Consider the following 25,307-nt stretch of genomic DNA (forward strand, 5'->3'; position numbering starts at 1 on the left):
ATTATCACGCCTTATCAAAAATCATTTTTCACAAAATCCGCATAGGAAGGCGGATTGTCCGACAGTCCGTATTCCTTGACCTTCTCGGCAAGCTCGTTGTAGGCTTCCTCGGTGATGTCAAGATCGTTGTAGGATATCCATTGGAGAGAGGTGTCAAGTACCTCGTCCGACTGGTTGAGATACTTTTTCGCAGTCTGCTTGGCGGTTTCCTTATCGAGCGAGTTTCCTGCTGTCTTGTAGCTCGCGACAAAGGACTTCGCATCGTCATAGCGTTCGTCGATGAACTTGTCGGTAAGCACCAGACCGCAGCAGAGAGAATCCTCCCAGAGTTCCTCCGAAGTGAAAAGCACCTTGCCGACGCCGAGGTCAACACCCATCGCGCCGAAAGGCTCGGCGACGCAGTAACCGTCTATCTGACCGCTTGCAAGCGCCGACGGCATTTCGGTAGGCGCAAGCTCGGTTATATTCAGGTCGTCAACTTTAAGTCCTGCGGTCGCAAGCGCGTCGTTGAGCAGTATGTTGTGTGACGACTGTCTGTGAGGGATAGCAAAGGTCTTGCCTTTAAGGTCGGCAGCAGAGCTGATATCGTTCGAGACGATTATCACGTTTCCGTCATGGTGTCCCAGAGCGACCGCTTTAAGTCCGACACCTTCCTCCTTGGATTTCATCGCAAGCTCAATAAGCACCGAAGCGCCGTCAACTCTGTTTGAATTGAGTGCATCGAGCAGTTCTGCCCATGAACCGTACTTTACAAGCTCGACCTTCAGACCCGACTGCTTTTCAAGCTCCTCAGCCTCTTCCAGAACAGCGAGCGAATGTGTGATCGGTAAATATGCGATCTTTACCGTGTTTTCATCGCTTTTTTCGGTTTTTCCGCAGGATGAAGCCGATAATGCCAGTGTGAACGAGAGTGCCAGTGCCAATAATCTTTTTTTCATATAAATTCTTCCTTCCGTGATCAGAGAATACAATATAACATATCTAAATCATTGTTTTTAAATATATCATATCGACTTAATAGGATTTCATTATACACTAAAAATTCCTATATGTCAAGTAGGAAAAGCGGCGCTTTTATAAAATTGTATAAATTGCTTTAAATATCCAAGGAAATGCGTTTCTTTTATACAAAATATGCAAATGCTGAAAGAGGGGACAACTCGAACAGAAGATCGATGAGTGCTGTGAGTACGACCGTGTGAGCAAGTAACGCCGCAAAAGCCGCAGACGAAATCTGCGGCTCGATACATATGCGAGAATTTCAGCTTGTCGGAAGCATTAACATCATGGGTATCTGACTTCTAAGAGAAAAAACAGATTATCAAACAAAAAAACCTCGTAAACAACACGTTTACGAGGTTTGGGTCTGAACTTGTTCAGACGGTAGTGCAGGTGAAGGGACTTGAACCCATACGACCTTGCGATCACTAGCACCTGAGGGTGGTGTAACGACAGGGTGTTTATCACAAATGCGGCATACCCGACGAGGCAGGTATGCCGCAAGCATCAATATAGATTCCTAATTCTTTCCTTGACTTTTTCAAATCTCTCATTACCGTTAAGCGCCGAATAGCACTCCTTGCTCAGCATATTCTCAAGAATTATCTGCGCATGCGAACGTGAATCTGCGGTGTGCCATTTCGTATCTCCTACAGAACCCCTGACAAGCGGTGAGGTGTAGGTATACTTTTCGGGCAGAGCATAGAATTTTTCAAGATAATCGCAAGCCTTTTCGCTGTAAGCAAGAGCTTCATCAAGTCTGTCGAGCGAGATCAAGTCGGGGACTATCTGCGAAAAATACTCTATGGGAAGTGTGCGGTAAAAAAGCCCGTGGTCGTCCTCATTAAAGATCAGCGCCTCGATGTCCTCTATCACCTGCATGTACTTTATCCGTTCCTCAGCGGAAAAGTATGGCGCGCATTTTTCATCTTCACTTTCTATATCCCATTCATCGCCGTTTTTTATCATTCGCCAGATGTTCCACTGCAAAGACCCTGCTGAGGAACGAATTCGTCTGCCAAGATAATCGAGCCGCTCTTCGCCGCGCAATGCCCAGATCATATATTCCTCTTTGCAGAACATCTCGCTGGGGAGACTCTCAAATATCGCCTTGCCCTTTTCCAGGTCGTGCATATTGTCGCAGTAGTGAAAGCCAAGTCTCGCTTTAACTTCTATGCGGATATTATCGTCAGTACAGCCCTTTAGGATATGCTCTCCCAAATCAATTATTTCCTGCTTGTATTTCTCCTGATTTAACTGCCAGTCGGGGATATTTCCCGTATCATCACCCGATACGAACAGCGCATACATCAGATTATTCATCAGCTCATAGCTGTGGGGAAACTCCTTTAGTCCCGCTCGGGCGATCTCTATGCAGTCGTTCACTCTGCCGCTTTTTATTGCCGTTTCAAAGTCGTTCATATACTGCACGTGGAGAGCTTTGCGCTTCTCGCTGTCCACACCCAGCAGAGTTTCAATGCTCACACCGAAATACTCCGCAATTATCGGCAGAAGTGATATATCCGGGCTTGTCTGACCGTTCTCCCAGCGACTGACTGCCTGTGTCGATACCGAGAAAGCCTCGGCAGCCTGCTCCTGCATAAGCTCGCGCTCACGGCGCAGCTTCTTGAATACTTCGCTGAAATTTATGTTCATAAGTGTTACCTCCGTGTGTTTATTCCGACGTCGTTGATATTATTATAACACATTTTGGGCGAAGGTCAATCACTTATTTGATGATAAAAATTCAACTAAAGTGAAAATCGGCATACCCACACAAGGTAGGTATGCCGCATTCATTATTATTTATTTGCCGGAAACAGCACAGAAAATACGCTCTTTTTCTGAATGTCTGCAAGCGGCTCCAGCTGACCGCTTTCAAGCAGCTTTTCGATCACTCTGGGCAGCATGGTCATAGCGCCAAGGATATTGGTGTAAAACTCTCTGATAAGACCGTGCATATGCTTTGGGTGTTTTTTGAGATTGAATTCAATGAATTTCTTATCGACTTCGGTACACATAGCCCTTATCTCTTCGGGAACGACGATCTTATCATCACAATATGTGTACAAAATATCGGATAGTTTATCCGTATCTGTCCTTACAATCACGGGCTGGGGTCTGTCCTCAAAAACATAGCCCTTGTCAATGAGCCTTTTGTATTCATCGGGTGAGAGACTCTCCTTTCCCCGGTTGATGAATTTTGTCAGCGAGTCCCAGTCGGTATCAAGATTATCACGCCAGCGCCCCTGCCTGTCGGCATAGCAGCAGTCCACCTGAAGGCTTGCGTTTCTGGTCGGGAGGTCTCCGTCTATGCTCCCCCTTGTCATATCACCGCAGCTCCAGTATTTGTATTCCTTCGGCTTGAAGCTGCCGTCTGCAACGCCTGCATATGCCACGAAACAGCCGCCGTCGGGGCGTTCAACTGCATACCTGCTCACATCGCTACTGTTTATCCTCAGCTTTCTTATGGCTAACATCACAAGGCTGTACTTCATAAAGTTCAGATCATCACCGTCGCAGGTCATTCCCCAGCGGTCAGGTGATGTCTCGAAATTGGCAAAGATCTTCGGGATATACTTTTCTGCAAGCACGCTCGCCGCCTCATCAAATATCCTGTCACGCTCTTCGTCGCCATCTGTATCACGCAGATCGTCGATCAGCATATTGGTGCGGTACTTTGGGTTGCTTGAATTATCCAGCTTGTCGATAAACCCGAACCTGACCAGCGCCACAAGCTGATCGCATACATACACCTGCGGAACACCTATCTCACGGGATATTTCCTCCAAGGTTTTCGGCTCGTGATAGCAAGCCCATGCGATGTTCATCTTGATAGCTGAGTCAAAAATATCGGCGGTATCACCCTTGCTGCCTGTGTAACCGTTGTGCCCCATATCGGTAAAATATATCGGGTTGATCTCTAAGTTCTTTTCGATGTTCATTTCAATTCCCTCTTTCAGCTTTTCTCTTGCGTCAGACAAGTGCCATTTTACGGTACCGGCGGATATTTCAAGCCTTTTTGCGATTTCGGCAACAGTCAGCTTGTCATAATAGTGCATATAGATGACAGCCCTCTGCCGCCCCGAAAGATAGCCTATCTCGCGCCTTAAAAGCTGCTGCATTGCAAGCTCGTCCTCGCTGTTATCCTCGGGGGCGGCTATCTCCATATTGCTTATGTCCTCAAACTGTCTGCCCGTTTCGAGCTTATGTACGAACTTTGCCCATACGTTTCCGGCTATCCTGTAAACATAGCCGTCAAGGTTGGCGATATCTCCGCGCTTCAGAAAAGCGCTGTACACCTCACACATTATGTCAGATGCAAGCTCTTGTGCCTGATCTACATTCCTTGTCTTGTCAAGCGCAAAGCCGAATATCCTGTCTCGGTACTCAAATATTGTCTTGTCTGCTGTTTTCTTATCCATTCTGAAAGCCCTCCGGAAGCGTTTTCATATATATAGTGCGGAGAAATCCGAAAAGGTTGGGTGGGTTTTATTATATAATAATTTTTTTTCAAGAAAACGGCATACCCAAATAAGGCAGGTATGCCGAAATCACTTAATCTTTTCAGACCCAATATATCTCATAGCTTTCTGCCGTAGTTGACTTCGGCACATAACCGCTCTTGCCAAGCACATTCGCCTTATCAGCAGTATCTCACTGCTCATGTTGGTAATATCATCACGCTTCACCGATTCATAGGCGGGCAAAAGCAGCACCTCGTTATTTTCATAACCGTCCGATCTCTATTCCCACGACCCCATATTCCTGCTGACGTTCTCTGGAATAATATGCTTCCATATCCTTTGGCGCTGCGGTCTGAACAGTCTGCTCATTGTACCCGCATTTCAGCAGCGGCAATTTGTCATACAGCGCTTCAAACGAATCAAAAATGTGAAGCCCTACAACCTTGACTTCAAGCGTTTCATCGTTGCTGTTGTTATTGGTAAAAATGATCGTATCGCCAATTTTGATCTTTCTGCGCTTTTCATCGTACAGACGCAGCTCGATGGTCTTTGTGCCGTTTCTGATGTTTTCAAACGGGGACGGGTTCAGGTTCATTTTGTGTGTCATATCAGTTTCTCCAGTTCCTCAAGCAGCCTGCGTTTCATATCGGCAAGCTGTTCCTTGCTCGGTCTGTTGTCATCGGAATACATATTCTCCATAGGATACCACCAGACAGGACCTCTGCCATTGTTGCCATAGTTCTCAATATCTCCGCTTACAATTATTATAGCACACCGCGAACGTCAAATCAATAGATAGAGAAAAATGTCCTGCAAGATAAAAAATAAATGTCCGGCGATTTTATACCTTTTCTGAAAATCGGCACATATAAATAATGTAAAGCGATATTTCCCCGAACAAACCACAAGCGCTCGGGGCACTCTCTATTTCCATAAATCCGTCTTACAGTGCATACAAGCCGCAAAAAGCCCGCAAAACTGTCGTTTTAGCAGTAATGCGCCCTGGGAAACTGTTCTTACAAAGTGCTTACAAATGCCGCCTTGTAATGCGTGTAAAAAATGTCCTGCGGGACGAAAATTAAATGTTCAGACTTTTTATGCCTTTTCTCACAAACTGCACATATAGATAATGGAAAGCAAATTTGCCTCGAACACAGCAACGTGTTCGGGGCATTTTTTCGCAGAACTGTTCCTGCAAGGTGCTTTCATCTGCCGTGTAATGCGATTTGTAGGTCGCAGTAATGCGGATGTAATGCGGACGAAAGTGTTCCAAATGCCCGAAAACACTTGCTTTTCTGCGTTTTGTAATACTGTAATACGAAAAGAAAAATAAGGAGGTCGATCTATTGAACGAACAAAATTCACGCTACAATGACACGATTTACAACGAACCGTACATTGTCAAGGACGGCTGTCTCTACGAGCAGGTCACGATCAAAGACCAGCTCGTAGATGTCAAGTTCGCAGACTTTGTGCCGGTGCTGAAAGCAGAGATCACGCACGATGATGGCATTGAACAGCGCAAACTGTTCCTCATCGCTGCGACGTACAAAACAGGACTGGCGCTGCCGGAGCAGACTGTTTCTGCTGACGAGATGCAGTCGATGAAGTGGCTGCTGCAACGCTGGGAGCAATACGGCGCCGTCGCCCCGAAGCAAAATGTCCTCGCAAAAGTCTGCCACGCGATCATGCAGACCAAGCAGCCGGTGCGTAACGAAACGGTCTTCTCGCAGACCGGCTGGCGCAAGATCGACGGCGAGTGGGTGTTCCTGATGCCGCGCCCCGACAATGACCTCACGGTCGAACTGCAAGGCAAGCTGAGAAGTTACAACTTCACAAATCCATGCAGCACTGATGGCTTCCTTCACGACTATGAGCAGCTCACCGCGCAAGAAGTCAGCGGACATACAAAAGTGTTTGATAGCGTTCTACTGCAAAGTTGTTCACTCAACGCGGAGATCATCGTCAACGAGAATCCGACCACGCGTTTCTGTGAGAAGCTGCGGAGTCTCCTCGACAGTGGTCGATGCTATGTCGAAACTCGCGGTCTCGAAGCGCAGCCGCGACTGAAGAACTGCATCGGCTTGCAGGACAGCGATCACTACTATCTGTTCGCCGACGCAGCGCATTCAGAGGTGCGAAAGCTCTGCACCGAGCAGGGTGAGCACTTAACGATAAGCAAAAATGAGCTGCTCCGTCAGCTGCGCAGCGAGGGTCTGCTGCTGTCCCGAACTAGTCGCAACACTATTTCGATACGCGACAACTCCAACACGGTCGTGAACGTGGCGATGCTCGACAAGCGACAGATAGAACAGCGATTGTCGGGCGATTTGTACCCTCCGAGCGATGAGGTCGGGTAAACAGCCGAGCGCCGACGATAAACGCCACACAAGCGATCTGTCGGCGTTTGTGGGCGCGGTACGGCGAATGAAAAAATGAACGGAGATGAGCAAAAATGATTCAATAAACGGCAGTCGGCATAATGCACAAACCACCCGGCTCAATGGCAGTGAAATCGCTAATTAGTAGAGTTGCAGGTTAAAGCAGCGTGAACGCTGCACTCACAGCGGACGGCAAAGCCGACCGCAATTCGAGGGTTTTGTGCAGTATTTCAAGGGGTTGTGGGTTTGGAATGTGTTACCGCAGGAGGGTAATGCAACAGACTACCGACCGAATTATCAGCGAAAAAGAAAAGTCGGACAGTATTAAGGAGGGATTTCGATGGCAAACAAGGAAAAGCAGGCGGTATGGCTCTATCCCGACACCAAAGAGCTGATGACCACCCACATGGCGGCGGCGAATGCAAAATCGCAGAGCGACTTCATCGAGAAGGCTATAAAGTTCTACGCAGGCTATCTCGATTGCCGCTCGGACAACATGATGGAATATCTCGGCGCAACTGTGGCGGCTGTCATGGACGGAATCGTCAAGGGCAGCGAACAGCGCATCAGCAGGGCGTTGTTCAAGCTGGCGGTCGAGTCGGCGATGCAGTCGCATATCATCGCGGCACTCAACGATGTCGATGAGAAGACAATCGACGACCTGCGCGGATGTGCATCAACGACGTGCGCAAGACCAACGGCATCATCGATTTCAAAAGCGCCTACAGATATCAGAGGGAGGACTGAACATGGAGAAGATAAGAACCGGAATTTATGCGTCAGGCGAAGTGCTTGCGGAGTGCGATGACTACTGTGCCAAGCATGAAATAAGCCGCTCGGAACTGATAGAGCAGTCATTGAAATTGTTTCTTGCAACAAGAGTGATTGCTGACAAGTGTGATGTGCTTGTACCAGAACTCGCGGAGTGCATCGCTCACGCCAGCGATGACGGGATAACAAAAATCTCGAAAGGTTTGTTCCGATACGCAGTCGAAGTCGAGATGCTGATAGCAATCCTCGCGGACACATTCGATGTCAGCAAGAACGAGCTGAAGGAAATCCGCAGAGAAGCGGTCAACAATGTTCGCAGGACAAGAGGAAAAATCAATCTCGATGACCTCATCACTCGCAACTTAGCAGAGGGGATAACAGACGAGGACTCCTATGAATAGAGTACGCTCATACCGAAACGGTATTGAGTTTAAGTACCGTTTCAGTAGCCGAAAGATGCAACTTCAAATCGAGACTGCACCTGCTGTCGTGAAACACTATGACAGATAACTCAGGGACAGAACGCTACCGAGTTCCCAAAATGGGAATTCGGTACTATCCCGTCATCGAAAGGGGCGAACAAACCGTTCAGTCCCGATGGGGTACAGTTATCGTACCCCACAGGTGTTTCCATAACGGCAACTGCTGGTGAGATATATAAACGAAAGGACAGATAATAAATGAACAACTCAAATCACATCCGCACAACAACCGCAACCCAAAGGAGCGTGATCCAATGCCGAGAAAGGCAGAAACACCGAACATCAATTCAGCAACTTTCAGATACAACGGAGACAAAAAGTCCTTCGATATTTTCATGGAGGGTCTGATACGAAGCTATCTCGAGCAGGGTAGTGTGCCCAAATCAGCGGCAGAGGCTTCTGTCGAAAAGGTAGAACTTTCTGAAAATTCCGCGTGAAAGCTGGATATGTGATAACGTTCGTGGTATGGTGTAGTTGCGCCGGGGCGACCTGCGCATCACACCAAGTTTCAGAAAGGGGAATCACATGAAAAGAGCATGGCTATATTTCAGGCTGTCGCGTGACGAGGATCAGGAGATGAACAGCCTGCAAAACCAGAAGCAGATCATCGTTGACTATGCGGAGAAAAACGGCTACGAGATCGTCGGCGAGAGCTTCGATGACAATGTCACCGGTATGACCTTCGAGCGTGATGGCATCATCAAGATCGAGGAGGCTGTTGACAGCGGACTCATCGACACGGTACTTGTCAAGGACATGAGTAGATTGGGACGTCATAGAACTCAGACCGCGCTGTTCCTCGACTATCTCACCGAGAACAAGGTCAACATGATCTCGGTCACCGAGGGCATCGACAGCTCCAACGAAAACGACGACCTCATCATCGGCTTCAAGCAGATCGTCAACGATCTGTACTGCAAGGACATCAGCCGCAAGGTCAGCGCCGGAGTTCGTCAGAAACAGAAGGACAAAGGCTTGATCGAGACCCTGCCGATGGGTTACTACAAGGATAAAAACACCAACAAAATCTGCATCGACAGCGAAGCCGCAGAAATAATCCGCGAGGTCTATGCGCTGTATATCGAAGGCTACGGCATGACGACGATAGCAAAAACGCTGAACGAGCGCGGCGTCAAATCGCCCGAGTATTATATGCGCCGCCGTCTTGCCGACTGGAAACCCGATATCAGCAAGAAATACCTGTGGGTTCAGACGGCGGTCAAGCGTATCCTCACAAACGAACTGTACATCGGAGTGATGGTCAACCACAAGACTGTCTCCAACAAAATTCGCAAGACCAAAACTTTCATACCATCCGAAGAACAGTTCCGCCACCCAAACTTCTGTGAACCGATAATCGAGGAAAGCGTCTGGAACACCGTGCAGTTCCTGATGACGCAGAGGGCTGATACAAGACCGCGGGCATCGGGCGGCAGAAAAATACACCGCTACTGCGGTCTGATAAAATGCGCCGAATGCGGGGCGAGCCTTATCGCTCAGACCCGCAGATGGAACGGCTCGGAGTACGTCGAGTACAGCTGCAACAGCAACCACCGCTACGGCAAAAGCTACTGCACACCGCACCGGGTCCGCGAAAGTCAGCTCGACGAGCTTATCGTTGACGAAGTCCGGAGACTGCAAGAAAATATCCTTGCCGAAGCGGAAAAGTACGACAGCATCGTCCGCGAGTGGAACAAGAATAAGCCGAAATACGAGCGGCAGATTGCACAGCATGAGTCTAAGATCAACGGTCTGAACCGCGAGATCGAGGGTTTGATAATCGACCGCATGAACGACCGCGCCCACAGCGATCTCTATAACAAGATGATTGCGGACAGAGAGAAGCAGATTGCCGATCTCCGGCAGAAGATCGACGAGTGCCGCGAGTTCGACCGTGTGAGCAAGGAACGCCGAAAAAGCCTCACCAAGACCTCGGAGGTCATCGAGGAAATACTGGAGGAGGGGAATATCAGCGACGCACACCTGCGAATGCTGGTTCGGCAGGTGACCATCCACCAGAACGGGGACAAGTCCCTTGACATCAACTTCGAGATGAACGGTAACTGGAACGGCTCGGTGGCGGTGTACGTCAAGCCCGAGTAACCGCAAAAAAGCCACAGACAGAAGATGAATGCTCATAAATACATTTTGTGATTTGAAAATATGGTTGCGTAACCTTATCGGTTACGCTGCCTTTCTCTTCACAAAAATGATTAAGCTCTTGTACGGGCTGGAAGAGTGCTTGTTCATGAATCGTCTAATTTAGTAATAGTGTTGCTTTTTCATCATGACTATGCTATAATGATAAGAGAAACTATCTATTATTGACAAATGCAATTCATTTTGAGGAGGATAGAATATCGTGGATAATCAATACACATGGATACCATTTTATATGGAACTGGCGGATAAGTTGAAAAACTATTCGGATAACCGTTCGGAGCTGATTCAGATGATTACTGATGTATATGATAAAATAGGCATTCCTTTGCCCACGCTTGAAAAGGATGGAATGCATCCGGTTGATCTTGATCCTTTTACAGTGTTCGGGCTTTTCAATAAAAAAATCAAGGAAAAGACGAGAATCGCAATTTGCACTGCATTGGCAGAGCAATTACATATCACTGCTGGTATTCCTAATGATTTTAACGGGATTCCTATCCTGAATAATTTGAGTTCTACCTTTTACTGTTTTGTTGGTGAACGAGGCGAACAGGATATTGATAACCTCTGGAAGATTTTCATTGCTGCTTTGAACTATGCTGACGAACAGTCAGAATCAAATCTATCTGAATTTTGTAAGTACTACGATATTGTAAAAAAGCAGAAAGGCATACGCCGTAATTTATCAATAGGGCTTTTCTGGATCCGTCCGTATCATTATTTGAATCTGGACTCGTGCAATACTGATTTTCTCAAAAACAGCAATTCAATCCCAGACAATGTAAGAAAAATGGTTTCTGCATATAAGGGAGGATTGCCTTCAGCGGATGCATATTTGCAGTTATGTGCAGTATGCAAAGAAGCCTTTCAGACTGCCGGACTTATATATACCAGCTTTCCCTCTATGTCTTATTATGCATGGTCGCAAAGCAACAATAGCACCACATCTTATAATTATGATGCTGAATCAGATTTGAATAATGATAATAATTCTGATGCACCTGTCATCTGGAAAATAAGCCATGGTACAAACAGTACCGGTGTTCCGGAAGAATTAAGAGAAACGCTCGAAAAAAGAAAAGTAGTTACAGTGCATCGTTACACAAAAGCCCTGGCTACATCTAATATTTCACAGGGCGAAAGTTTTATGACACAGATCAAAAGCGGTGACTATTTCTATCTGTGTTATGGCGCTGAGATAGTATTATTTGGACAATTCTTGAATGATTTACCAAAGCCAAATCCCGAAATGTCAGAACAGTACAATGCTGAAAACTGGTATGAAAGAGAATATAAGTTGATAGCAGAATCAAAGGATAGGAACAAATATAACGGTGTAAAAAAATGGTGGACTTCAAATTACAACTCAACTTGTGTGAAAGTTACTGAAAATGCACTTTTTGAAGAACTGATCTTAGAGCCTTATTTTGGATTGAAACTATCTGATTTGAAAACCGGCGAATATCATGAACTATATACAAAAGAGGAATTCTTAAATGACGTATTCATCACCGAATCCGAATACGACAAGCTTCGTTCTCTCGTCCTCAGAAAGAAAAATATCATCTTGCAGGGTGCGCCCGGTGTCGGAAAGACTTTCTCTGCAAAACGTCTGGCGTATTCTGTTATTGGCGAGAAGAACGAAAGCCGTATCTGTATGGTGCAGTTCCACCAGAACTATTCCTATGAGGATTTCATCATGGGATACCGCCCGAATGACAGCGGCGGATTTGAACTGCAAAGTGGTGTGTTTTATAACTTCTGCATCAGATGCCAAGAAAACCCCAACAAACCGTATTTCTTTATCATTGACGAGATCAATCGAGGTAACCTCAGCAAGATATTCGGTGAACTGCTTATGCTGATCGAGACTGACAAGCGCGGAGAAAGGCACAAGCTAAATCTGGTCTATGGCGGAACGGCTTTCTATATCCCCGAAAATCTGCATATCATCGGCATGATGAACACCGCCGACCGCAGTCTTGCCATGATAGATTACGCTCTCCGCAGACGTTTTAGCTTCTATACGATGCAGCCTGCTTTTGAAAATGAGGACAAGAACGGCTTTGGTAATTATACATTGGATATTTCTTGTAAGATGTATCATACTGTTATCGCTAAAATCAGAGAGCTGAATAGTGTCATTCGTAAGGATACTACTCTCGGCAAAGGCTTTGAGATCGGTCACAGCTATTTTGCTCCCGAAAACATCTCTGTTATTGATGATGAGTGGGTGCGTAATGTGGTCGAATATGAGATCATTCCGCTTATTGAAGAATACTGGTTCGATAACGATAAAAAGCTCGATGAATGGACAAAGGCTCTGTATCAGGTATTAGGTGAGGAATATGACGGTTGATAAGGGCATTTTTATCCAGAACATCTACTATATGCTGTCCTATGCTTTTCAAATTTTGAAGCAGGAGGACTACCGTAATGTCGCTGGGGAAAAGTTCGACAAGATACATGACCTCTTTGCGGCGATATTGGAAAAAGGCGTTTCTCGTCAGTTGAAACAGGGCTTATATCGTGAATATGTCCCGATGCAGGAAAAACTTTCTGTTATGCGTGGAAAGCTGAACATGAACAGCACGATACAGCTGAAGGTTCAGCAAAAGCAGAAACTATCCTGCGAATTTGATGAGTTCTCCGAGGACAACCTCTATAATCAGATACTGAAAGTCACGATACACAGGCTTATCCGAGCAGAGGACGTTGCACCGGAACGGAAGCAGGCACTCAAAAAGCTGATTGTATTCTTTGGAAATGTCCAACTGATACAGACCGATCATATCGCATGGAACAGGCTCATCTATCAGCGAAATAACCGCAACTATGAGCTGCTGCTCAATATCTGCTATCTTGTGCTGAAACATCTATTGCAGACCACTGATGATGGACAGTATAAACTTATTGAGTTTTCGGATGAGCAAATGAATCTGCTTTTTCAGCGTTTTGTTTTTGAATATTTTAATCAGGAGCATAAAGAACTATCGGTTTCAGCACCAACTATGAAGTGGAGTGAGGAATCTGAAGATAAGAATTCATTGATCAGTTTTCTTCCGATAATGAAAACCGATATCGTGTTGAAAGATAAGCATAGTGATAAAACATTGATAATCGACACTAAGTATTACAAAAAGATATTTAATGAAAACTTCGGAAAACAGACTATTAATCCAGCACACCTCTATCAGATATTCGCCTATGTAAAGAACATGGATAAAGAAAATACCGGCAATGTGTCGGGGCTTCTGCTTTATGCCAAGACCGAGGACGAGATGTTTCCGGAGGGCGAGCCATTTGTGATCGGTGGGAATAGTATCGGGGCGAGGACGCTGGATCTGAATGTTTCTTTTGATAAATTGAGGATACAACTTGACAACATAGCGGAAGAATGCTTTAAATAAATAGTAGGCTAATTCAGAAAACTTTATGATGCTACTTACAGTATTGTTATATTGGTACTGACCTAAACATCTGCGGCTCGATACATATACAAACATTTTAGCTTGTCAGACGCGCAGGCTGTCTCGTGAAACGACAGCACCAACGAGCGTAAATACGCCGTAATTACGCGGCTTTGAAAAACCCTCGGCAGACGCACTACCGTCTCAAAAAAAGGCTTCATAGATAATAAGAGTGTTTGATAGACAAAGAAAAACCCTCGTAAACAACGTGTTTACGAGGGTTTCAAGTAGTGCAGGTGAAGGGACTTGAACCCATACGACCTTGCGATCACTAGCACCTGAAGCTAGCGCGTCTGCCGATTCCGCCACACCTGCATATAAGAATTTGAAATTTTCACTCGGCTCAAATCCAGTTACCGAGGCGAGATGCTTTCGCACCGATTCGCATTTTGCAAGCTGACTAAATAACCGCACTGTCGTTACGCCACCCGAAGCTAGCGCGTCTGCCGATTCCGCCACACCTGCGTTATTTTTGTTCCGTTCCGAAGAACATAACTATTATACCACAAGATTTTCGGTTTGTCAACCCCTTTTTTAGATTTTTTTTGAAAAAATTGAAAAAAATCACGGACACAGCATTCCTGCGTCCGTGAAACGATCATTTCAGCTTGAAATGCAGCGGCATACCGTTGCGCATCGCGATGTTTACCTCGCCCTGTATCAGCGGCAGGAAGTACTTTATCGCTTCGTCCGAGATGCCGTTGCCGGCGGAGTTTATCCACTCGCGGGGGAAGAACTTCTCCTTGTTTGCCAGCAGGGAAGTGTCCGCACTCTCGATGGTCACCACATACGGCTTGTCCGACAGTCTGTGGAATACCATTGTTCTGCCAGTCTCGCCGCGCATCGCCGCCTTGACTGCCTCAGCGCCGATAGCCTCGGCCTCGTCGATGTCGGTCTTGGAGCAGATGTGGCTCGAACATCTCTGCATTACGTTCAGCTCGATGGAGCGCACCTTGCAGCCGATGTTGTCGCGTACCAGCTGTTCCAGCGCCTTGCCGATGCCCGAGAGGTACTTGTGACCGAAGTTGTCCACCGCGCCGCTGCGCATATCGTCGCCGTCCTTCAGCTCAACGCCTTCGGATACCGCCACGATCAGCGCCATATGCTTCGCACGCTCAGCTCTCACGTCCTCAAGGAACTTCTCCGCCGAGAACTCACATTCGGGCAGGTAGATGAGGTGCGGTGCGATCTCGTCATTTGCGCGGAGCACACAGGTCGAAGCGGTCAGCCAGCCTGCGTGTCTGCCCATGATCTCGATAATGGTTATCGAGTCGATGGAGTAAACGCTTGAATCGCGGATGATCTCCTGTACCGTCGCGGTGACGTACTTCGCAGCCGAACCGAATCCCGGGGTGTGGTCGGTGACGGGCAGGTCGTTGTCGATGGTCTTGGGCACGCCGATGAAGCGCACTCCCGAGCCTATCTTCTTTGCGTATTCCGACAGCTTCTGCACGGTGTCCATCGAGTCGTTGCCGCCGATGTAGAAGAATGCTTCTATGCGGTGCTTGTCGAGAGTCGAGAATATCTTCTCGTAGAGCTGTACCTCGCTGTCGTCGTCCAGAGGCGGCAGCTTGAAGCGGCAGGAGCCGAGCACCGTCGAAGGTGTCTGACGGAGAAGCTCCATGTCCTCATTTGTGCGGATGACGCGCTTGAGGTCGAGCAGTTCGTCCTTGATGATACCCTCGATACCGCAGCGCGAGCCGAATACCGCGTCGATCTCGGGAGTTTTCAGAGCCTGCCTGAACACCCCGACCAGCGAGGCGTTTATCGCGCAGGTAGGTCCTCCCGACTGAGCGATCACTATGTTCATATGTTCCCAACCTTTCGTATATTTCAATGCATTATCTCTATTATATCACATTTGTACGGTCGGTGCAAGATGGCATAGTGACGGTTTTATCGGTCGGAGTGACGATTATTTTGTCATCCCGTGCAGTGGGTCTCAAGAACGTTTTTCAGCGCACTTACGCTTGCACTGTGACAGCGCACTACCTTGATGCGTTCCTTTTCGGCTTTGCGGTCAACTGTTCCGACCATCTTGTGCGAGCAGGTGCTGGTGAACACCACCATGAGGTCTGGTGTGCCGAGCTTGCTGCCGAAATCCGCAGGCATCTGAGTGAACACCTTTGCCTTGCAGTTGTAAGCCTTACAGATATCCTTGTATCGGGTCGCCATGCGGTCGTTGCCGCCTACTACTACTATACTCATTTTTGACTCCTGTTCTGTGGTCTTTGTTAATTAGCATATGCTAACTATGCTTTCAAAATATGTGGTTAGTTGCATCTAACCACATACATATCATACCATGTTCGTCCACGAATGTCAAGCAGAAAGAGCAGGATTTACAGTTTGTTTACATTCCCCACAGCCCGAAGGGGTCGCGTCGCAGCTCGTTCTCGTATATCGAGACCACGTCCCATATGCCGAAAAACATCGCCTTGCAGCTGCCTATCATCCTCTCTCTGATGAGTCCCCGCTCGTAAGCCATGCGCTGAATGGTGTACCATGCTTTGACGGGCGGATGTCCCGTCTCGATGAACCACTTGTCGGGGGGATAGACGGCGTTCACCTCGTCGCTCGGGGCGAATTTCGCGTTTATCTCCTCGGGGGTGATGTCCTCAACGTAGTGCATGGCGGTGAGCTTGTAGATGTCCACCCCCAGCATCAGCGCCTTGCCGCCGTTGTGTATGGGGTAGTCGAGACCGCCCGTGAGCGCGTCCATGCCGTGCCTGCCCCATCCCGAAGTGCTGATGGTGTCCCGTCCCGTAAAGGTGTCGGGCAGCTTTCGGAAGGTGTCCGCAACGATGCCCATAGCCGTGCGGTCGGCGTCGGGGTCGAGTACCTTTATCTTGACGGTGATGCCGAGCCGTCTGTCCTTGTCGGTGAGTTCAAGCTCGGGGCTTAGACGGAGCGCGGGCATGAAGATGCTGCCCTCCTCCGTGACCAGCTCTTTCAGCGTGTCGATGACGGTCAGAGCGCCGCCCTCCAGCTCCCCGAAGCTCGACAGCGAGCTGTGAACTTCGAGGGTCATCCCCCTCGACACGCCCAGCTCCGACAGCGCGTTTTTCAGCTGTTCCTTAGTCACCATGTCAGTTTGAACAGTCTCGCCGTATTCTGCGTTCTCAGCTGAACGCTCAGCCTGCCCGAAGCGGTGTTCCACAGGAAACGCTCCTCGTTGAAGTCGGGGTAGATGCACTCGACTCTGACCTGCACACCTTTGAGGAAATCTATCGGCAGCGAGATGCTGTCGCCGTTGGTCTCGCGCCGCCATACCGCGATGTAGGCGCAGTTCTCGCGTCGCAGACCGAGGCTCACCCAGCCGTCCCCGAAGCCAGATGTGCCCAGCGCCCAGAAGGGAACAGCTTCCCTGATGTTGGCGCGTATCTGCTTGTAGACCGCGATGCCCTGCTTGACGAGGGCGCGGTTGTCGTCGTCGATGTTCGCCAGGTGTCCCGACTGGTGGATGCGCAGCAGCATCGAGTTTATCATGTTGAACACGGTGCGTTCACGGTCGCCGCCCTGCATGGGGTAGCTCCATACCGCCGCCTGTTCGGGGGTCAGCGCAAGGGGAGCATTCGCGGCGATGGTGGCGTAGCGCCTGTAGTCGTCCTGGTCTGATGTGGACTGTATCGAGTAGTGGGACAGCATCGCATAGTCCATCCTCATGCTGCCCGAGGAGCAGTTCTCAACGATGAGGTCGGGATAGCGTGCGAACACTCCGTCCAGCCACGCCAGATAGCAGCGCTCATGCCCCAGCAGTCCGTCGCCGAAGCTGTCCGCGTCCGTTTCGGTGCCGATGCCCGGCTCGATGTTGTAGTCCATCTTGATGTAGCCCACGCCGTAGTCCTTCACCAGCCTGTCGATGACCGAATCGGCGTACTCGCGAACCTTATGATTGCGGAAGTCCAGCTGATAGCGCGAACGGTCGAACACGCGCCTGCCGTGCCGCATGAAGAACCAGCTGTCGTCCACGTCCCCGCGGTCGAGCAGGGGAGAGTGGATGCCCACCACCTCTATCTCAAGCCACACGCCGGGTATCATGCCCTTCTTTCGGATGTAGTCGGTGACCTCTTTCAGACCGTTCGGGAAGCGCTTGCGGCTCTCCTTCCACTCGCCGACCTCGTCCCACCAGAACCCGTCGGCGTACCAGCCCGCGTCGATGCAGAAGTAGTTGCAGCCGCATTCGGCAGCCGCATCCACGAGGGGGAACTCCGCTTCGGCTGTGGGATTGCCCCACAGACAGTTCATGTAGTCGTTGAAGATGACCGCGAGGGTCTTGTTGTCGCGGTTCTTGCGGCGGATAAGTCGGCGGTAGCGTGTCAGTTCACCGATCGCGTCATCGAAGCTCTCGTCCGAAAACGCCACGCCGCAGGTCACGCTCTCGAAGCTCTCGCCCGTTTTCAGCTCCTTCGACCAGTGGGATTCTATCTCGCTGGGTCCCGACGCTTGCAGGTAGAGATGCCCCTCGCGGTCGCTTATCTCCCAGTGCCAGCTGCCGTTGTGCTCTATCTGCCACACCATGTGCGTGCCTGTCTCGGTGTTGGAGACGCAGCCCATCGGGATGTACTCCTTGCTCGACCAGTTGCCCGCATTGGTGCAGGCGAACACCTTCGATGAGTGCAGCCACTCCTGCGGCTGACTTCTCGCAAGACCCAGCTCAGGCAGGGTGTAGGTCTTCCACTGGAGCTCCCTGAACCACGAGTTGTGGCAGACCCCGATGCGCAGCTTGTCGTCCTCATCGAGAACGCCGTCCTTCTGGATGCCCGTCAGGCAGAAGCTCGAAACGTATTCAAGGGTCTGTGTTTCGCTGCCCTTGTTGGTGACGGTCGTCCATGTGCGGACAGCCCTCACGCCGTTGAAGAACCTGAAATGCGATACCACCTCGACCCCCGTGCCTTCGTCGGTCTGAGTGACCTCGATGATGCGCCCCTGCTGGTCGCAGGTGTCGTTGATGCCCGCGAATCTCAGCGTGTAGCCGGGAGCCGTGATGATATACTTGTTGCCGTGGCGCTCGCCTGCGCGGTCGAGCCCCGACATCTGCACCTCCACCATGTTGAACCCAAGCGTTCCCGAGCGGCCCTCAAGGGTGCTCTCATCGAAGGGCAGCGGCGACAGATGCAGCAGCCGCGTCCTGTTCTCGTCATCTATCTCAATGACCATATTTATCCCGTTTTCGGATATCTCGATACGTCTCATATTTACCTCTATTCATTCAAATCCATAAAAGCAGTGGGGGCAAGCCCCCATCATAAAAATCTAACTTGTAAAACGTTCAGAACAAGTCTCTTGAAATGGTTACAGCCGAACGTCCCCCCTACATCCAACAACCCCAATATCAAAAGTCTTTGGAAGGGGGTCTGGGGGAGAACCTTTCTTCAGAAAGGTTTCCCCCGGGAAAAACTGCCCGTCAGCACAAAAAGCTATTTAGCCTTAATAGTCACAACAGTCACATTGTCGTAGCCGCCCTTTTCGACGGCGCGGTCGGCGAGGCGGCGGGCGGTGCGGGAGTCGTGCTCGGAGATAACCTCGGCGATGTCGGCGCTGCTGCACATATCGGAAAGTCCGTCGCTGCACATCATCAGCACGGTGCCCTGTTCGAGCTTTACGGGCTCGCAGCGCTGTACTTCGAGACCTTTTCTGTCGCTGTCCTCGCCGAGAAAGCTGACGAGCACATGGCTCTCGTAGCTGCCGTCGGCTTCCTCTTCGGTCATGTAGCCGCCGTCAACGAGCCGTTGTGCGAGGGTCTGGTCGTGGCTTATCAGCGTGAGGGCGCCGTCCCTGTACAGATAGATCCTGCTGTCGCCGATGTAGTAGGGGTAAGCGACGCCGTCCTTGACGATTATCGCCGTGAAGGTGCTGCCGCCGCAGTCGGAGTTGTGCTCGGCGAGCATATCGAGTATCGCGGCGTTCGCACGGTCGGCGTACTCGGTCATGATACTGTCGAGCATATCCGCCGAAGCCGCTTTCAGCCGCGCGTTGAACCGTTCGAGAAGCTCGGCAGCTATCGCCGAAGCGACCTCGCCGTAGTCCTCGCCACCCAGTCCGTCGAAAACGCCGTAGACGTAGGTCTCCGAACAGGGTTCGCAGTATTCCCCGACTTCGCTCTCGCCGAACTTGTGCTTTATCCTGCCGCCGATGTAGAAGCTGTCCTCGTTGTGGTCCCTGACCGCGCCCGTGTCGGTGGCGAAGCTGACTTTCAGACAGCCCCCCAGAAGATCCGAAGCGCGCCCCTCAATATCCCTCATGTATTCCCGAAAAGCTGTTCGCAGTCTCACAATAGCCGACTCCGACATAACATTCACCCCATCCTTAGCGTGTGTCCGATAAAAATTATATCACACTTCACAGCTTTTTTCAAGAGCAAAATGCAAAAATCCAACAAAATTTTCCCCTCCCGTGTGCCGATTTTGAGAAAAATGCCGATTGGTGTGTTTTTTTGGGGGGGAGCACGTCTTGGGGGAAACCCTTTTGAAAAAGGGTTCTCCCCCAAACCCCTTTCCTAAAGCTTTTGATGCTTTTTGGCAAGGGGTGTTGTTCTTCTTTAGATAGTGTTGGCGGGGGAGTTTGGAGTTCTTTTCTTCAATGGATTGCCCCTTGCCAAAAAGACGTTTGAAGGTGGGGGACGCTTCGTTTGTTGCGGCAGGGAAAAGAAAAAACCTTGCTGTTATCCAGCAAGGTTTTTCAGTCGAGGTGACGGGATTCGAACCCACGGCCTCTTCGTCCCGAAAAAAGCGTCTCAAAGATTGCACGTTTACTATTTTATCATAAAAGATAAAATAGTACAATTGAAAGACTATTAAATTTTAAGAAAGAAGGTATGAAAATGAAAGCGATTATCAAACCCGATGCTCGTTACATTGTGGGCAGCAAAATGTCTCTTGATTCGATGTGCAAGCTGCTTAAGCAAGAGTGCGGCTTTTCAAGGAAGGAAGCAGAAGCAAACATAAAAACTCTTGTTGAAGCCGGATACATGGTACATGACGATGGCGGCTATCGTATGCTTGCTACAATGCCTATTCTTGACAGTCTGAGGTGATACAGATGAAAAGATATTTTCTTGAATTCGATGTCAGGCATCCTGAACTTAGCCCCGGAATCGGCGGATGCTACGATCATCTCAAAGGTGATTACAGCAAGTCTCATGTTGGCGGCTATTGCGCTAACTCTTTAAAAACTATCAGACAATATATCCGTAAGATTCGCAGCAGCTTAACCGATCTTGAACCGTTTGGTTTTCGTGTCTATGACTACGACGCACCTGATGAAGCTGACGGTCATGTCGGACAAATATACTTTGAAGAATAGCGGGTGACACCATGAGTTACGATTTTTTCAATGTCGGCACTACCAATTGCCGTAAATTCCGTTTTTTTAAGCTATACCGTTATCTGATGACGGACAGCTCGTTTACCACTCTTAGCAGCGAATCAAAAATTGCGTATTCTCTCTTCGAGAACAGGCATCAGAGATCTATCGACAACAAGACCTATCGTGATGAAAACGGCAGGGTCTTTTTTTATTTTTCGCGGAAAGAAATAATCGAAAGCATGAACGTTTCCGAGCATAAAGCGGCAGCGATAATGAAAGAACTGTTGGATTTCGGTCTGATCGAGCGCAGCGCAAAGATCGGCGGCTTTAACGGACATAAGGGCGCACAGTACAGACTATATCTCAATGATTATGTTGACTTTATCAAAGATAAATCGCGTAAAACAAAGAATGGTCTTTATGATTCAACTAAGTCAAGGGACTTTATAATGATGCCTTTTGTGCTGTTCGATAAGGACAGCGTTTTTTATTATCTGCCGATCAACGTCAAAATAACCTATGCGATTTTGCTTAACCGCTGTCTGCTTTCGATGCAGAGCGACAGCTATCATGATGAAAATGGAAATATATACGTTAAGTTCTCCGTTAAGGAATTGCAAGATGTTTTTGGCGAAGAAAGATGTAGCAGAAGTACAGCTATCCGCTATTTTGATAAACTTATTTCAGCCGATCTCATTGAAAGAGGATTCGTAAATGGCGAAAATGTAATCTATGTCAAAAATGCTATTGATATAGGTGTCAAAACCGACACAACAGAAGGTGTCAAAACCGACACAACAGTAGGTGTCAAAACCGACACAACAGTAGGTGTCAAAATCGACACAACAGAAGGTGTCAAAACCGACACAACAGCAGGTGTCAAAACCGACACAACAGTAGGTGACAAAACTGACACAACAGCAGGTGTCAAAACCGACACAACACACATTAATGTAATTAGAAGAATAGAATTAGAAGAAACTGAGTTAAAAGATTTAGAATTAGAAAGCGAAAGCTCACAATCTGACGTTCGTTTCGACGAGCAAGGATTCATCGAATATTTAAGCGTGTTCCTTGCGGCTTATCCGCAAGAGCAAAAAAGACGAATCGACATATACCGCAAGATGGTACGGCTCATCAAATGGGTATCGAAAGATATGAACCGTTCGTTCAGTCTCGGCGGTGATACAGTTTCAGCAGAAAGATTTAATAAACTACTTGATGCAATAGACGATTTTGATTTGATTGATACAGTCGAAAAAGTAGCAGAGTATGGAAAGCCTACAAATATCAACTATCAACTGACAGCATTATACAGCACAGCACTTGAAAAAGGAGAATGAACAATGCCAATAGAACGCTCAACGGCGTGTATCCTTGCGGTACAAGAAAGGATCGAGGAAAATCCAGGGAGTTTTTCAGATTCAGAATTGGACGGAATTGTAATTATCAAGGCAGATAGCGAAATAGTATTACACGTTGATACAGTAAATGATGATAATCGAGCTGAGGTTATGACAAAAGCCAATAAGCTGTTCACAGACCCGAAAATTGAAACACTGATAGTTAAAGCCAATCAAGATAACACGCTCTTAGAATCAATCCTCAGTGGTCAGGCGATAAAAAGACTGATTCCTCGTAATCTCCCATCCGGTAAGGATTCACAGTATTCGATTAAGTCAAAAAACGATCAAGAGGTCAAGCCAATCAAGATAGAGTTACTTAATAGCACATTCAAGATCACAACTAACCAATTAAATGTCGATGATATATCACTTGATGCTATGATGCAATATTACGGCATTGAGAGCGAAAAAAGCAAGTCGCTGCTTGATGAAGCATACGACATTCTTGCCGTGTGGGAAGCTATGCAGCCTTTCTATTTTTTCCCTTTACAAGAAAAAGAAAAACAGCCGTCTGTAAAAGACAGTGCTGTTAAAAAGCTAATGGAACGAAGAACACAACTACTTGCGCAAAGAAAGAAAATTGATATGGAACTAAAAGAAATAGATCAGAAAATGAAAGGCGGCAGCTTGTAAAAACAAGCTGCCCATTTTCATACTCCGGGCAATGCCGTTCACGGACGGTATTGCCGAGGGTGTGAAAATGCTCTCGCGGCACAAAGGTGATTGCAACACCTCGCGGCAGGTAACACACGGTTCTTCGCCTGCCGCACCGTGCCGATAAAATCGTAAAAAAGAGGAACCATCGTTTTAAAGAAAGGACTGTGTTATTATGAAAAACACAAAGATCATCGCCGTAGCAAATCAGAAGTCGAGCGGAAAGACTACCACCTGTGTCAATCTCGGAGCGGCGCTCGCTCTAAAGGGAAACAAGGTACTTCTCATTGACTTCGACCCGCAAGAGAGCCTTTCAAACTTTTTCGGGTGCTACAACAGCGAGAATAACATTGCCGATCTGATGCTGAAGCTGGCTAACAAGCAGCCGGTAAAGGCAGCCGAGTACATTATCCACAACGAGCTGAACGGTATCGACCTTATCCCCTCGAACAACACCGACATGAACGCTTTTTCAAGAGTGATACTTGCAAAGCGCGGTCAGGAGACGGTGTTGAAAAGAGTGCTTTCAAGATTCGCGGTTTTCGAGGATTATGATTATATCATCGTTGACTGTAACGCAAGCGTGGATATTACTGTTGATAATGCCTTATGTGCCGCGAACAGCGTGATTATTCCGTGTTGGGCGGCTCCGTTCAACTTTGCACCGCTGACAAATACGATAAATCAGATCGAGGACATAAGGGAAGAGCTTAACCCCGACCTTGAAATCGTAGGAATACTCCTCACGTTCTGCGAGCGCACTAAAAACTGCGCTGCTGCGATTGATGCAATGAGAAAGAACTACGATGGGCTTATCTTCGACACAACTATTACGCGCACGGCAAGAGCTGATACCTCACTTAGAGAAAAGGCTGCCGTACTTAGTACCGCTAAGGATAATAAGACCGCAAGTGAATACCGTGCCGTAGCGGATGAAATAGTCAGAAGGGTGGGTTGATGATATGAATTTCGATAAGATCGCGGACAGCAATAAAAACAGAAAGTCCCATGCAAGTGATGTACAACAGCTTATAGATGCCGCTGACAGCGGCGAACAGCTCATGATACCAATGAGCAAGATCAAGGAGTACACCGACAGCAAGGGCGGCGCACAGCCGTTTACCATAGACGATGACAAGGTTGAAGCACTTGCGGCGAGCATTGAGGAAAACGGACTTATCGAGCCTATCGTGGTTCGTGAGACAGAGAACGGCGAGTATCAGATACTTGCCGGACACCATCGTTACAGAGCTTGCCGGAAATGCAGCTTTCGGGACATTGAGTGCAAGATAGTAAATGTAAGCGATTGGGAGGCATACCGCATTGTAGTTGAATCGAATGTTCATCATGGCAAGCCAAAGCCCACCGATATGATGAGGATACTTGTCGAGTACAAGGCGGCATCTGAGAGCGATCTTTGTGAGGATAAACTTACCAACAGCATGATCGCAAAGGCGTTCGATATTTCCGAGCGCCATCTGTACCGCTATCTCATCATGATGAAGCTCGATGACCGTATCAATGCTTTGATCGACGATGAAAGCGTAGCGATAGGCGCTGTCGATGATATTAAACAGCTTGACACAAATCAGCAGAAGTTATTCGCTGAGTATGTGGATGAGGTCGGCAAGGCATTCAATGCTTCAAAATGCAAAAAGCTCGTTAAGATCATTCTTTCGGGAGCATCTTCAATGGAGGAAATCGACGAAGCGTTTGAATCCGGCAAGAAAAAGAAAAAGTACAAGACAGCACTTTACAATGACATTGAGAATTTGCAGCTTAAAGCAAAGGTGAACGAGCATACCGAGGAAGAACTGAATGAGCTTGTCACAAATCTGCTTGCAAAACACTTCGGCGTGGAGCTTAATGAAAGTGAGGAAAACTCAGACGAAGAATAATCATCATAGGACTTGACAAACGCGCAAAAATGTAGTACAATAGTATTACAAGGAGGTGGCGTTATGGCAAAGGAAGCTACTTTACAAGTCAGAATGGATGCATCTTTGAAGGAACAGGTCGAACAGCTTTACAAGGATCTCGGAACTTCATTTGCTGAAGCGGTAAGAATATTTGCAAGACAAAGCATTTCTGAACAGGGTATGCCGTTTGTTGTAAGAAAAACTGAAAGCGCGGTCAATTCGGATGCGCTGAATGTTCTTATGAGTTTTTCGGGTACGGTAACGGATGAAATAGATGCTAAAAAGGA

General features: G+C 48.1%; 24 protein-coding genes and 1 tRNA gene. 14 read left to right on the forward strand and 11 right to left on the reverse strand.

The window, feature by feature from the left end; translation table 11 throughout:
• Positions 1 to 14: 14 nt before the first annotated feature.
• The 4 genes from BT142_RS15610 to BT142_RS15625 all read right to left on the reverse strand — a co-directional run bounded on the left by BT142_RS15610 (position 15) and on the right by BT142_RS15625 (position 5,073).
• On the reverse strand, positions 15 to 938 hold the full coding sequence (locus tag BT142_RS15610) for an ABC transporter substrate-binding protein (protein WP_072419115.1): 924 nt from the start codon (positions 936 to 938) through the stop codon (positions 15 to 17).
• A 568-nt stretch (positions 939 to 1,506) separates the two neighbouring features.
• Positions 1,507 to 2,655, reverse strand: coding sequence for a helix-turn-helix domain-containing protein (locus tag BT142_RS15615; RefSeq protein ID WP_072419116.1), 1,149 nt, complete (start codon positions 2,653 to 2,655; stop codon positions 1,507 to 1,509).
• Positions 2,656 to 2,801: 146 nt separating this feature from the next.
• Positions 2,802 to 4,424, reverse strand: coding sequence for an RNA polymerase sigma factor (locus BT142_RS15620; RefSeq protein WP_072419117.1), 1,623 nt, complete (start codon positions 4,422 to 4,424; stop codon positions 2,802 to 2,804).
• A gap of 304 nt (positions 4,425 to 4,728) precedes the next feature.
• Positions 4,729 to 5,073: an ASCH domain-containing protein gene (locus BT142_RS15625; RefSeq protein WP_072419118.1), complete on the reverse strand. Its 345-nt coding sequence runs from the start codon at positions 5,071 to 5,073 to the stop codon at positions 4,729 to 4,731.
• 739 nt (positions 5,074 to 5,812) lie between these two features.
• Between BT142_RS15625 and BT142_RS15630 the strand changes: the two genes are divergently transcribed.
• The 7 genes from BT142_RS15630 (at position 5,813) to mcrC (ending at position 13,673) form a co-directional block, all read left to right on the forward strand.
• Positions 5,813 to 6,826, forward strand: coding sequence for a hypothetical protein (locus BT142_RS15630; protein WP_072419119.1), 1,014 nt, complete (start codon positions 5,813 to 5,815; stop codon positions 6,824 to 6,826).
• 361 nt (positions 6,827 to 7,187) lie between these two features.
• Complete coding sequence (locus tag BT142_RS15635; RefSeq protein ID WP_084659522.1) at positions 7,188 to 7,655, forward strand: hypothetical protein; 468 nt, start codon at positions 7,188 to 7,190, stop codon at positions 7,653 to 7,655.
• Positions 7,597 to 8,019 carry a hypothetical protein gene (locus tag BT142_RS15640; protein WP_072419120.1) on the forward strand — a complete coding sequence of 141 codons (423 nt, stop codon included), beginning with the start codon at positions 7,597 to 7,599 and terminating at the stop codon, positions 8,017 to 8,019. Before BT142_RS15635 ends, BT142_RS15640 begins: the two co-directional genes overlap by 59 nt.
• Positions 8,020 to 8,354: 335 nt before the next feature.
• Positions 8,355 to 8,537 (forward strand): hypothetical protein, encoded by a 183-nt coding sequence (locus BT142_RS15645; RefSeq protein ID WP_072419121.1) that lies wholly within the window; start codon positions 8,355 to 8,357, stop codon positions 8,535 to 8,537.
• Positions 8,538 to 8,625: 88 nt separating this feature from the next.
• Positions 8,626 to 10,203 carry a recombinase family protein gene (locus tag BT142_RS15650; protein WP_072419122.1) on the forward strand — a complete coding sequence of 526 codons (1,578 nt, stop codon included), beginning with the start codon at positions 8,626 to 8,628 and terminating at the stop codon, positions 10,201 to 10,203.
• A gap of 259 nt (positions 10,204 to 10,462) precedes the next feature.
• Positions 10,463 to 12,622, forward strand: coding sequence for an AAA family ATPase (locus BT142_RS15655; RefSeq protein WP_084659524.1), 2,160 nt, complete (start codon positions 10,463 to 10,465; stop codon positions 12,620 to 12,622).
• Positions 12,612 to 13,673: a 5-methylcytosine-specific restriction endonuclease system specificity protein McrC gene (gene mcrC, locus BT142_RS15660; protein ID WP_072419123.1), complete on the forward strand. Its 1,062-nt coding sequence runs from the start codon at positions 12,612 to 12,614 to the stop codon at positions 13,671 to 13,673. Before BT142_RS15655 ends, mcrC begins: the two co-directional genes overlap by 11 nt.
• A gap of 291 nt (positions 13,674 to 13,964) precedes the next feature.
• Here the strand turns inward: mcrC and BT142_RS15665 are convergent.
• The 7 genes from BT142_RS15665 to BT142_RS18855 form a co-directional block, all read right to left on the reverse strand.
• Positions 13,965 to 14,048, reverse strand: a tRNA-Leu gene (locus BT142_RS15665).
• Between the two features lie 283 nt (positions 14,049 to 14,331).
• On the reverse strand, positions 14,332 to 15,543 hold the full coding sequence (locus BT142_RS15670) for a 6-phosphofructokinase (RefSeq protein WP_072419124.1): 1,212 nt from the start codon (positions 15,541 to 15,543) through the stop codon (positions 14,332 to 14,334).
• 113 nt (positions 15,544 to 15,656) lie between these two features.
• Positions 15,657 to 15,941, reverse strand: coding sequence for a DUF2325 domain-containing protein (locus tag BT142_RS15675; RefSeq protein ID WP_072419125.1), 285 nt, complete (start codon positions 15,939 to 15,941; stop codon positions 15,657 to 15,659).
• A gap of 145 nt (positions 15,942 to 16,086) precedes the next feature.
• On the reverse strand, positions 16,087 to 16,893 hold the full coding sequence (locus BT142_RS15680) for an AAC(3) family N-acetyltransferase (protein WP_139182265.1): 807 nt from the start codon (positions 16,891 to 16,893) through the stop codon (positions 16,087 to 16,089).
• Positions 16,815 to 18,929 carry a glycoside hydrolase family 36 protein gene (locus BT142_RS15685; protein ID WP_072419127.1) on the reverse strand — a complete coding sequence of 705 codons (2,115 nt, stop codon included), beginning with the start codon at positions 18,927 to 18,929 and terminating at the stop codon, positions 16,815 to 16,817. The genes BT142_RS15680 and BT142_RS15685 overlap by 79 nt, the downstream gene beginning before the upstream one ends.
• A 224-nt stretch (positions 18,930 to 19,153) precedes the next feature.
• A complete protein-coding gene (locus BT142_RS15690; RefSeq protein ID WP_175545511.1) occupies positions 19,154 to 19,978 on the reverse strand; it encodes a PP2C family protein-serine/threonine phosphatase in 825 nt (274 codons plus the stop codon).
• A 90-nt stretch (positions 19,979 to 20,068) separates the two neighbouring features.
• Positions 20,069 to 20,473 carry a hypothetical protein gene (locus BT142_RS18855; RefSeq protein ID WP_139182266.1) on the reverse strand — a complete coding sequence of 135 codons (405 nt, stop codon included), beginning with the start codon at positions 20,471 to 20,473 and terminating at the stop codon, positions 20,069 to 20,071.
• Positions 20,474 to 20,556: 83 nt separating this feature from the next.
• Between BT142_RS18855 and BT142_RS15700 the strand changes: the two genes are divergently transcribed.
• The 7 genes from BT142_RS15700 to BT142_RS18540 form a co-directional block, all read left to right on the forward strand.
• Positions 20,557 to 20,769 (forward strand): hypothetical protein, encoded by a 213-nt coding sequence (locus BT142_RS15700; RefSeq protein ID WP_072419130.1) that lies wholly within the window; start codon positions 20,557 to 20,559, stop codon positions 20,767 to 20,769.
• Between the two features lie 5 nt (positions 20,770 to 20,774).
• A complete protein-coding gene (locus BT142_RS15705) occupies positions 20,775 to 21,038 on the forward strand; it encodes a hypothetical protein (protein WP_072419131.1) in 264 nt (87 codons plus the stop codon).
• An 11-nt stretch (positions 21,039 to 21,049) separates the two neighbouring features.
• Positions 21,050 to 22,384: a replication initiator protein A gene (locus BT142_RS15710; RefSeq protein WP_072419132.1), complete on the forward strand. Its 1,335-nt coding sequence runs from the start codon at positions 21,050 to 21,052 to the stop codon at positions 22,382 to 22,384.
• A 3-nt stretch (positions 22,385 to 22,387) separates the two neighbouring features.
• A complete protein-coding gene (locus tag BT142_RS15715) occupies positions 22,388 to 23,080 on the forward strand; it encodes a hypothetical protein (protein WP_072419133.1) in 693 nt (230 codons plus the stop codon).
• Between the two features lie 196 nt (positions 23,081 to 23,276).
• Positions 23,277 to 24,059 (forward strand): ParA family protein, encoded by a 783-nt coding sequence (locus BT142_RS15720; protein ID WP_072419134.1) that lies wholly within the window; start codon positions 23,277 to 23,279, stop codon positions 24,057 to 24,059.
• A 4-nt stretch (positions 24,060 to 24,063) separates the two neighbouring features.
• Positions 24,064 to 24,999, forward strand: coding sequence for a ParB/RepB/Spo0J family partition protein (locus BT142_RS15725; RefSeq protein WP_072419135.1), 936 nt, complete (start codon positions 24,064 to 24,066; stop codon positions 24,997 to 24,999).
• Between the two features lie 63 nt (positions 25,000 to 25,062).
• Positions 25,063 to 25,307: type II toxin-antitoxin system RelB/DinJ family antitoxin (locus BT142_RS18540; RefSeq protein WP_139182267.1), on the forward strand; the 245-nt coding region annotated here is incomplete at its 3' end.

The organism is Ruminococcus sp. YE71, from assembly GCF_900119155.1.
GTDB lineage: Bacteria > Bacillota > Clostridia > Oscillospirales > Ruminococcaceae > YE71.

Coding starts and splice junctions, on each gene's coding strand:
- BT142_RS15635 (WP_084659522.1), top strand. CDS start 7,188: ATGGCAAACAAGGAAAAGCAGGCGGTATGGCTCTATCCCGACACCAAA.
- BT142_RS15620 (WP_072419117.1), bottom strand. CDS start 4,424: ATGGATAAGAAAACAGCAGACAAGACAATATTTGAGTACCGAGACAGG.
- BT142_RS15625 (WP_072419118.1), bottom strand. CDS start 5,073: ATGACACACAAAATGAACCTGAACCCGTCCCCGTTTGAAAACATCAGA.
- BT142_RS15670 (WP_072419124.1), bottom strand. CDS start 15,543: ATGAACATAGTGATCGCTCAGTCGGGAGGACCTACCTGCGCGATAAAC.
- BT142_RS15710 (WP_072419132.1), top strand. CDS start 21,050: ATGAGTTACGATTTTTTCAATGTCGGCACTACCAATTGCCGTAAATTC.
- BT142_RS15705 (WP_072419131.1), top strand. CDS start 20,775: ATGAAAAGATATTTTCTTGAATTCGATGTCAGGCATCCTGAACTTAGC.
- BT142_RS15720 (WP_072419134.1), top strand. CDS start 23,277: ATGAAAAACACAAAGATCATCGCCGTAGCAAATCAGAAGTCGAGCGGA.
- BT142_RS15675 (WP_072419125.1), bottom strand. CDS start 15,941: ATGAGTATAGTAGTAGTAGGCGGCAACGACCGCATGGCGACCCGATAC.
- BT142_RS15725 (WP_072419135.1), top strand. CDS start 24,064: ATGAATTTCGATAAGATCGCGGACAGCAATAAAAACAGAAAGTCCCAT.
- BT142_RS15690 (WP_175545511.1), bottom strand. CDS start 19,978: ATGAGGGATATTGAGGGGCGCGCTTCGGATCTTCTGGGGGGCTGTCTG.
- BT142_RS15615 (WP_072419116.1), bottom strand. CDS start 2,655: ATGAACATAAATTTCAGCGAAGTATTCAAGAAGCTGCGCCGTGAGCGC.
- BT142_RS15685 (WP_072419127.1), bottom strand. CDS start 18,929: ATGAGACGTATCGAGATATCCGAAAACGGGATAAATATGGTCATTGAG.
- BT142_RS15645 (WP_072419121.1), top strand. CDS start 8,355: ATGCCGAGAAAGGCAGAAACACCGAACATCAATTCAGCAACTTTCAGA.
- BT142_RS15700 (WP_072419130.1), top strand. CDS start 20,557: ATGAAAGCGATTATCAAACCCGATGCTCGTTACATTGTGGGCAGCAAA.
- BT142_RS15610 (WP_072419115.1), bottom strand. CDS start 938: ATGAAAAAAAGATTATTGGCACTGGCACTCTCGTTCACACTGGCATTA.
- mcrC (WP_072419123.1), top strand. CDS start 12,612: ATGACGGTTGATAAGGGCATTTTTATCCAGAACATCTACTATATGCTG.
- BT142_RS15640 (WP_072419120.1), top strand. CDS start 7,597: ATGGAGAAGATAAGAACCGGAATTTATGCGTCAGGCGAAGTGCTTGCG.
- BT142_RS15715 (WP_072419133.1), top strand. CDS start 22,388: ATGCCAATAGAACGCTCAACGGCGTGTATCCTTGCGGTACAAGAAAGG.
- BT142_RS15650 (WP_072419122.1), top strand. CDS start 8,626: ATGAAAAGAGCATGGCTATATTTCAGGCTGTCGCGTGACGAGGATCAG.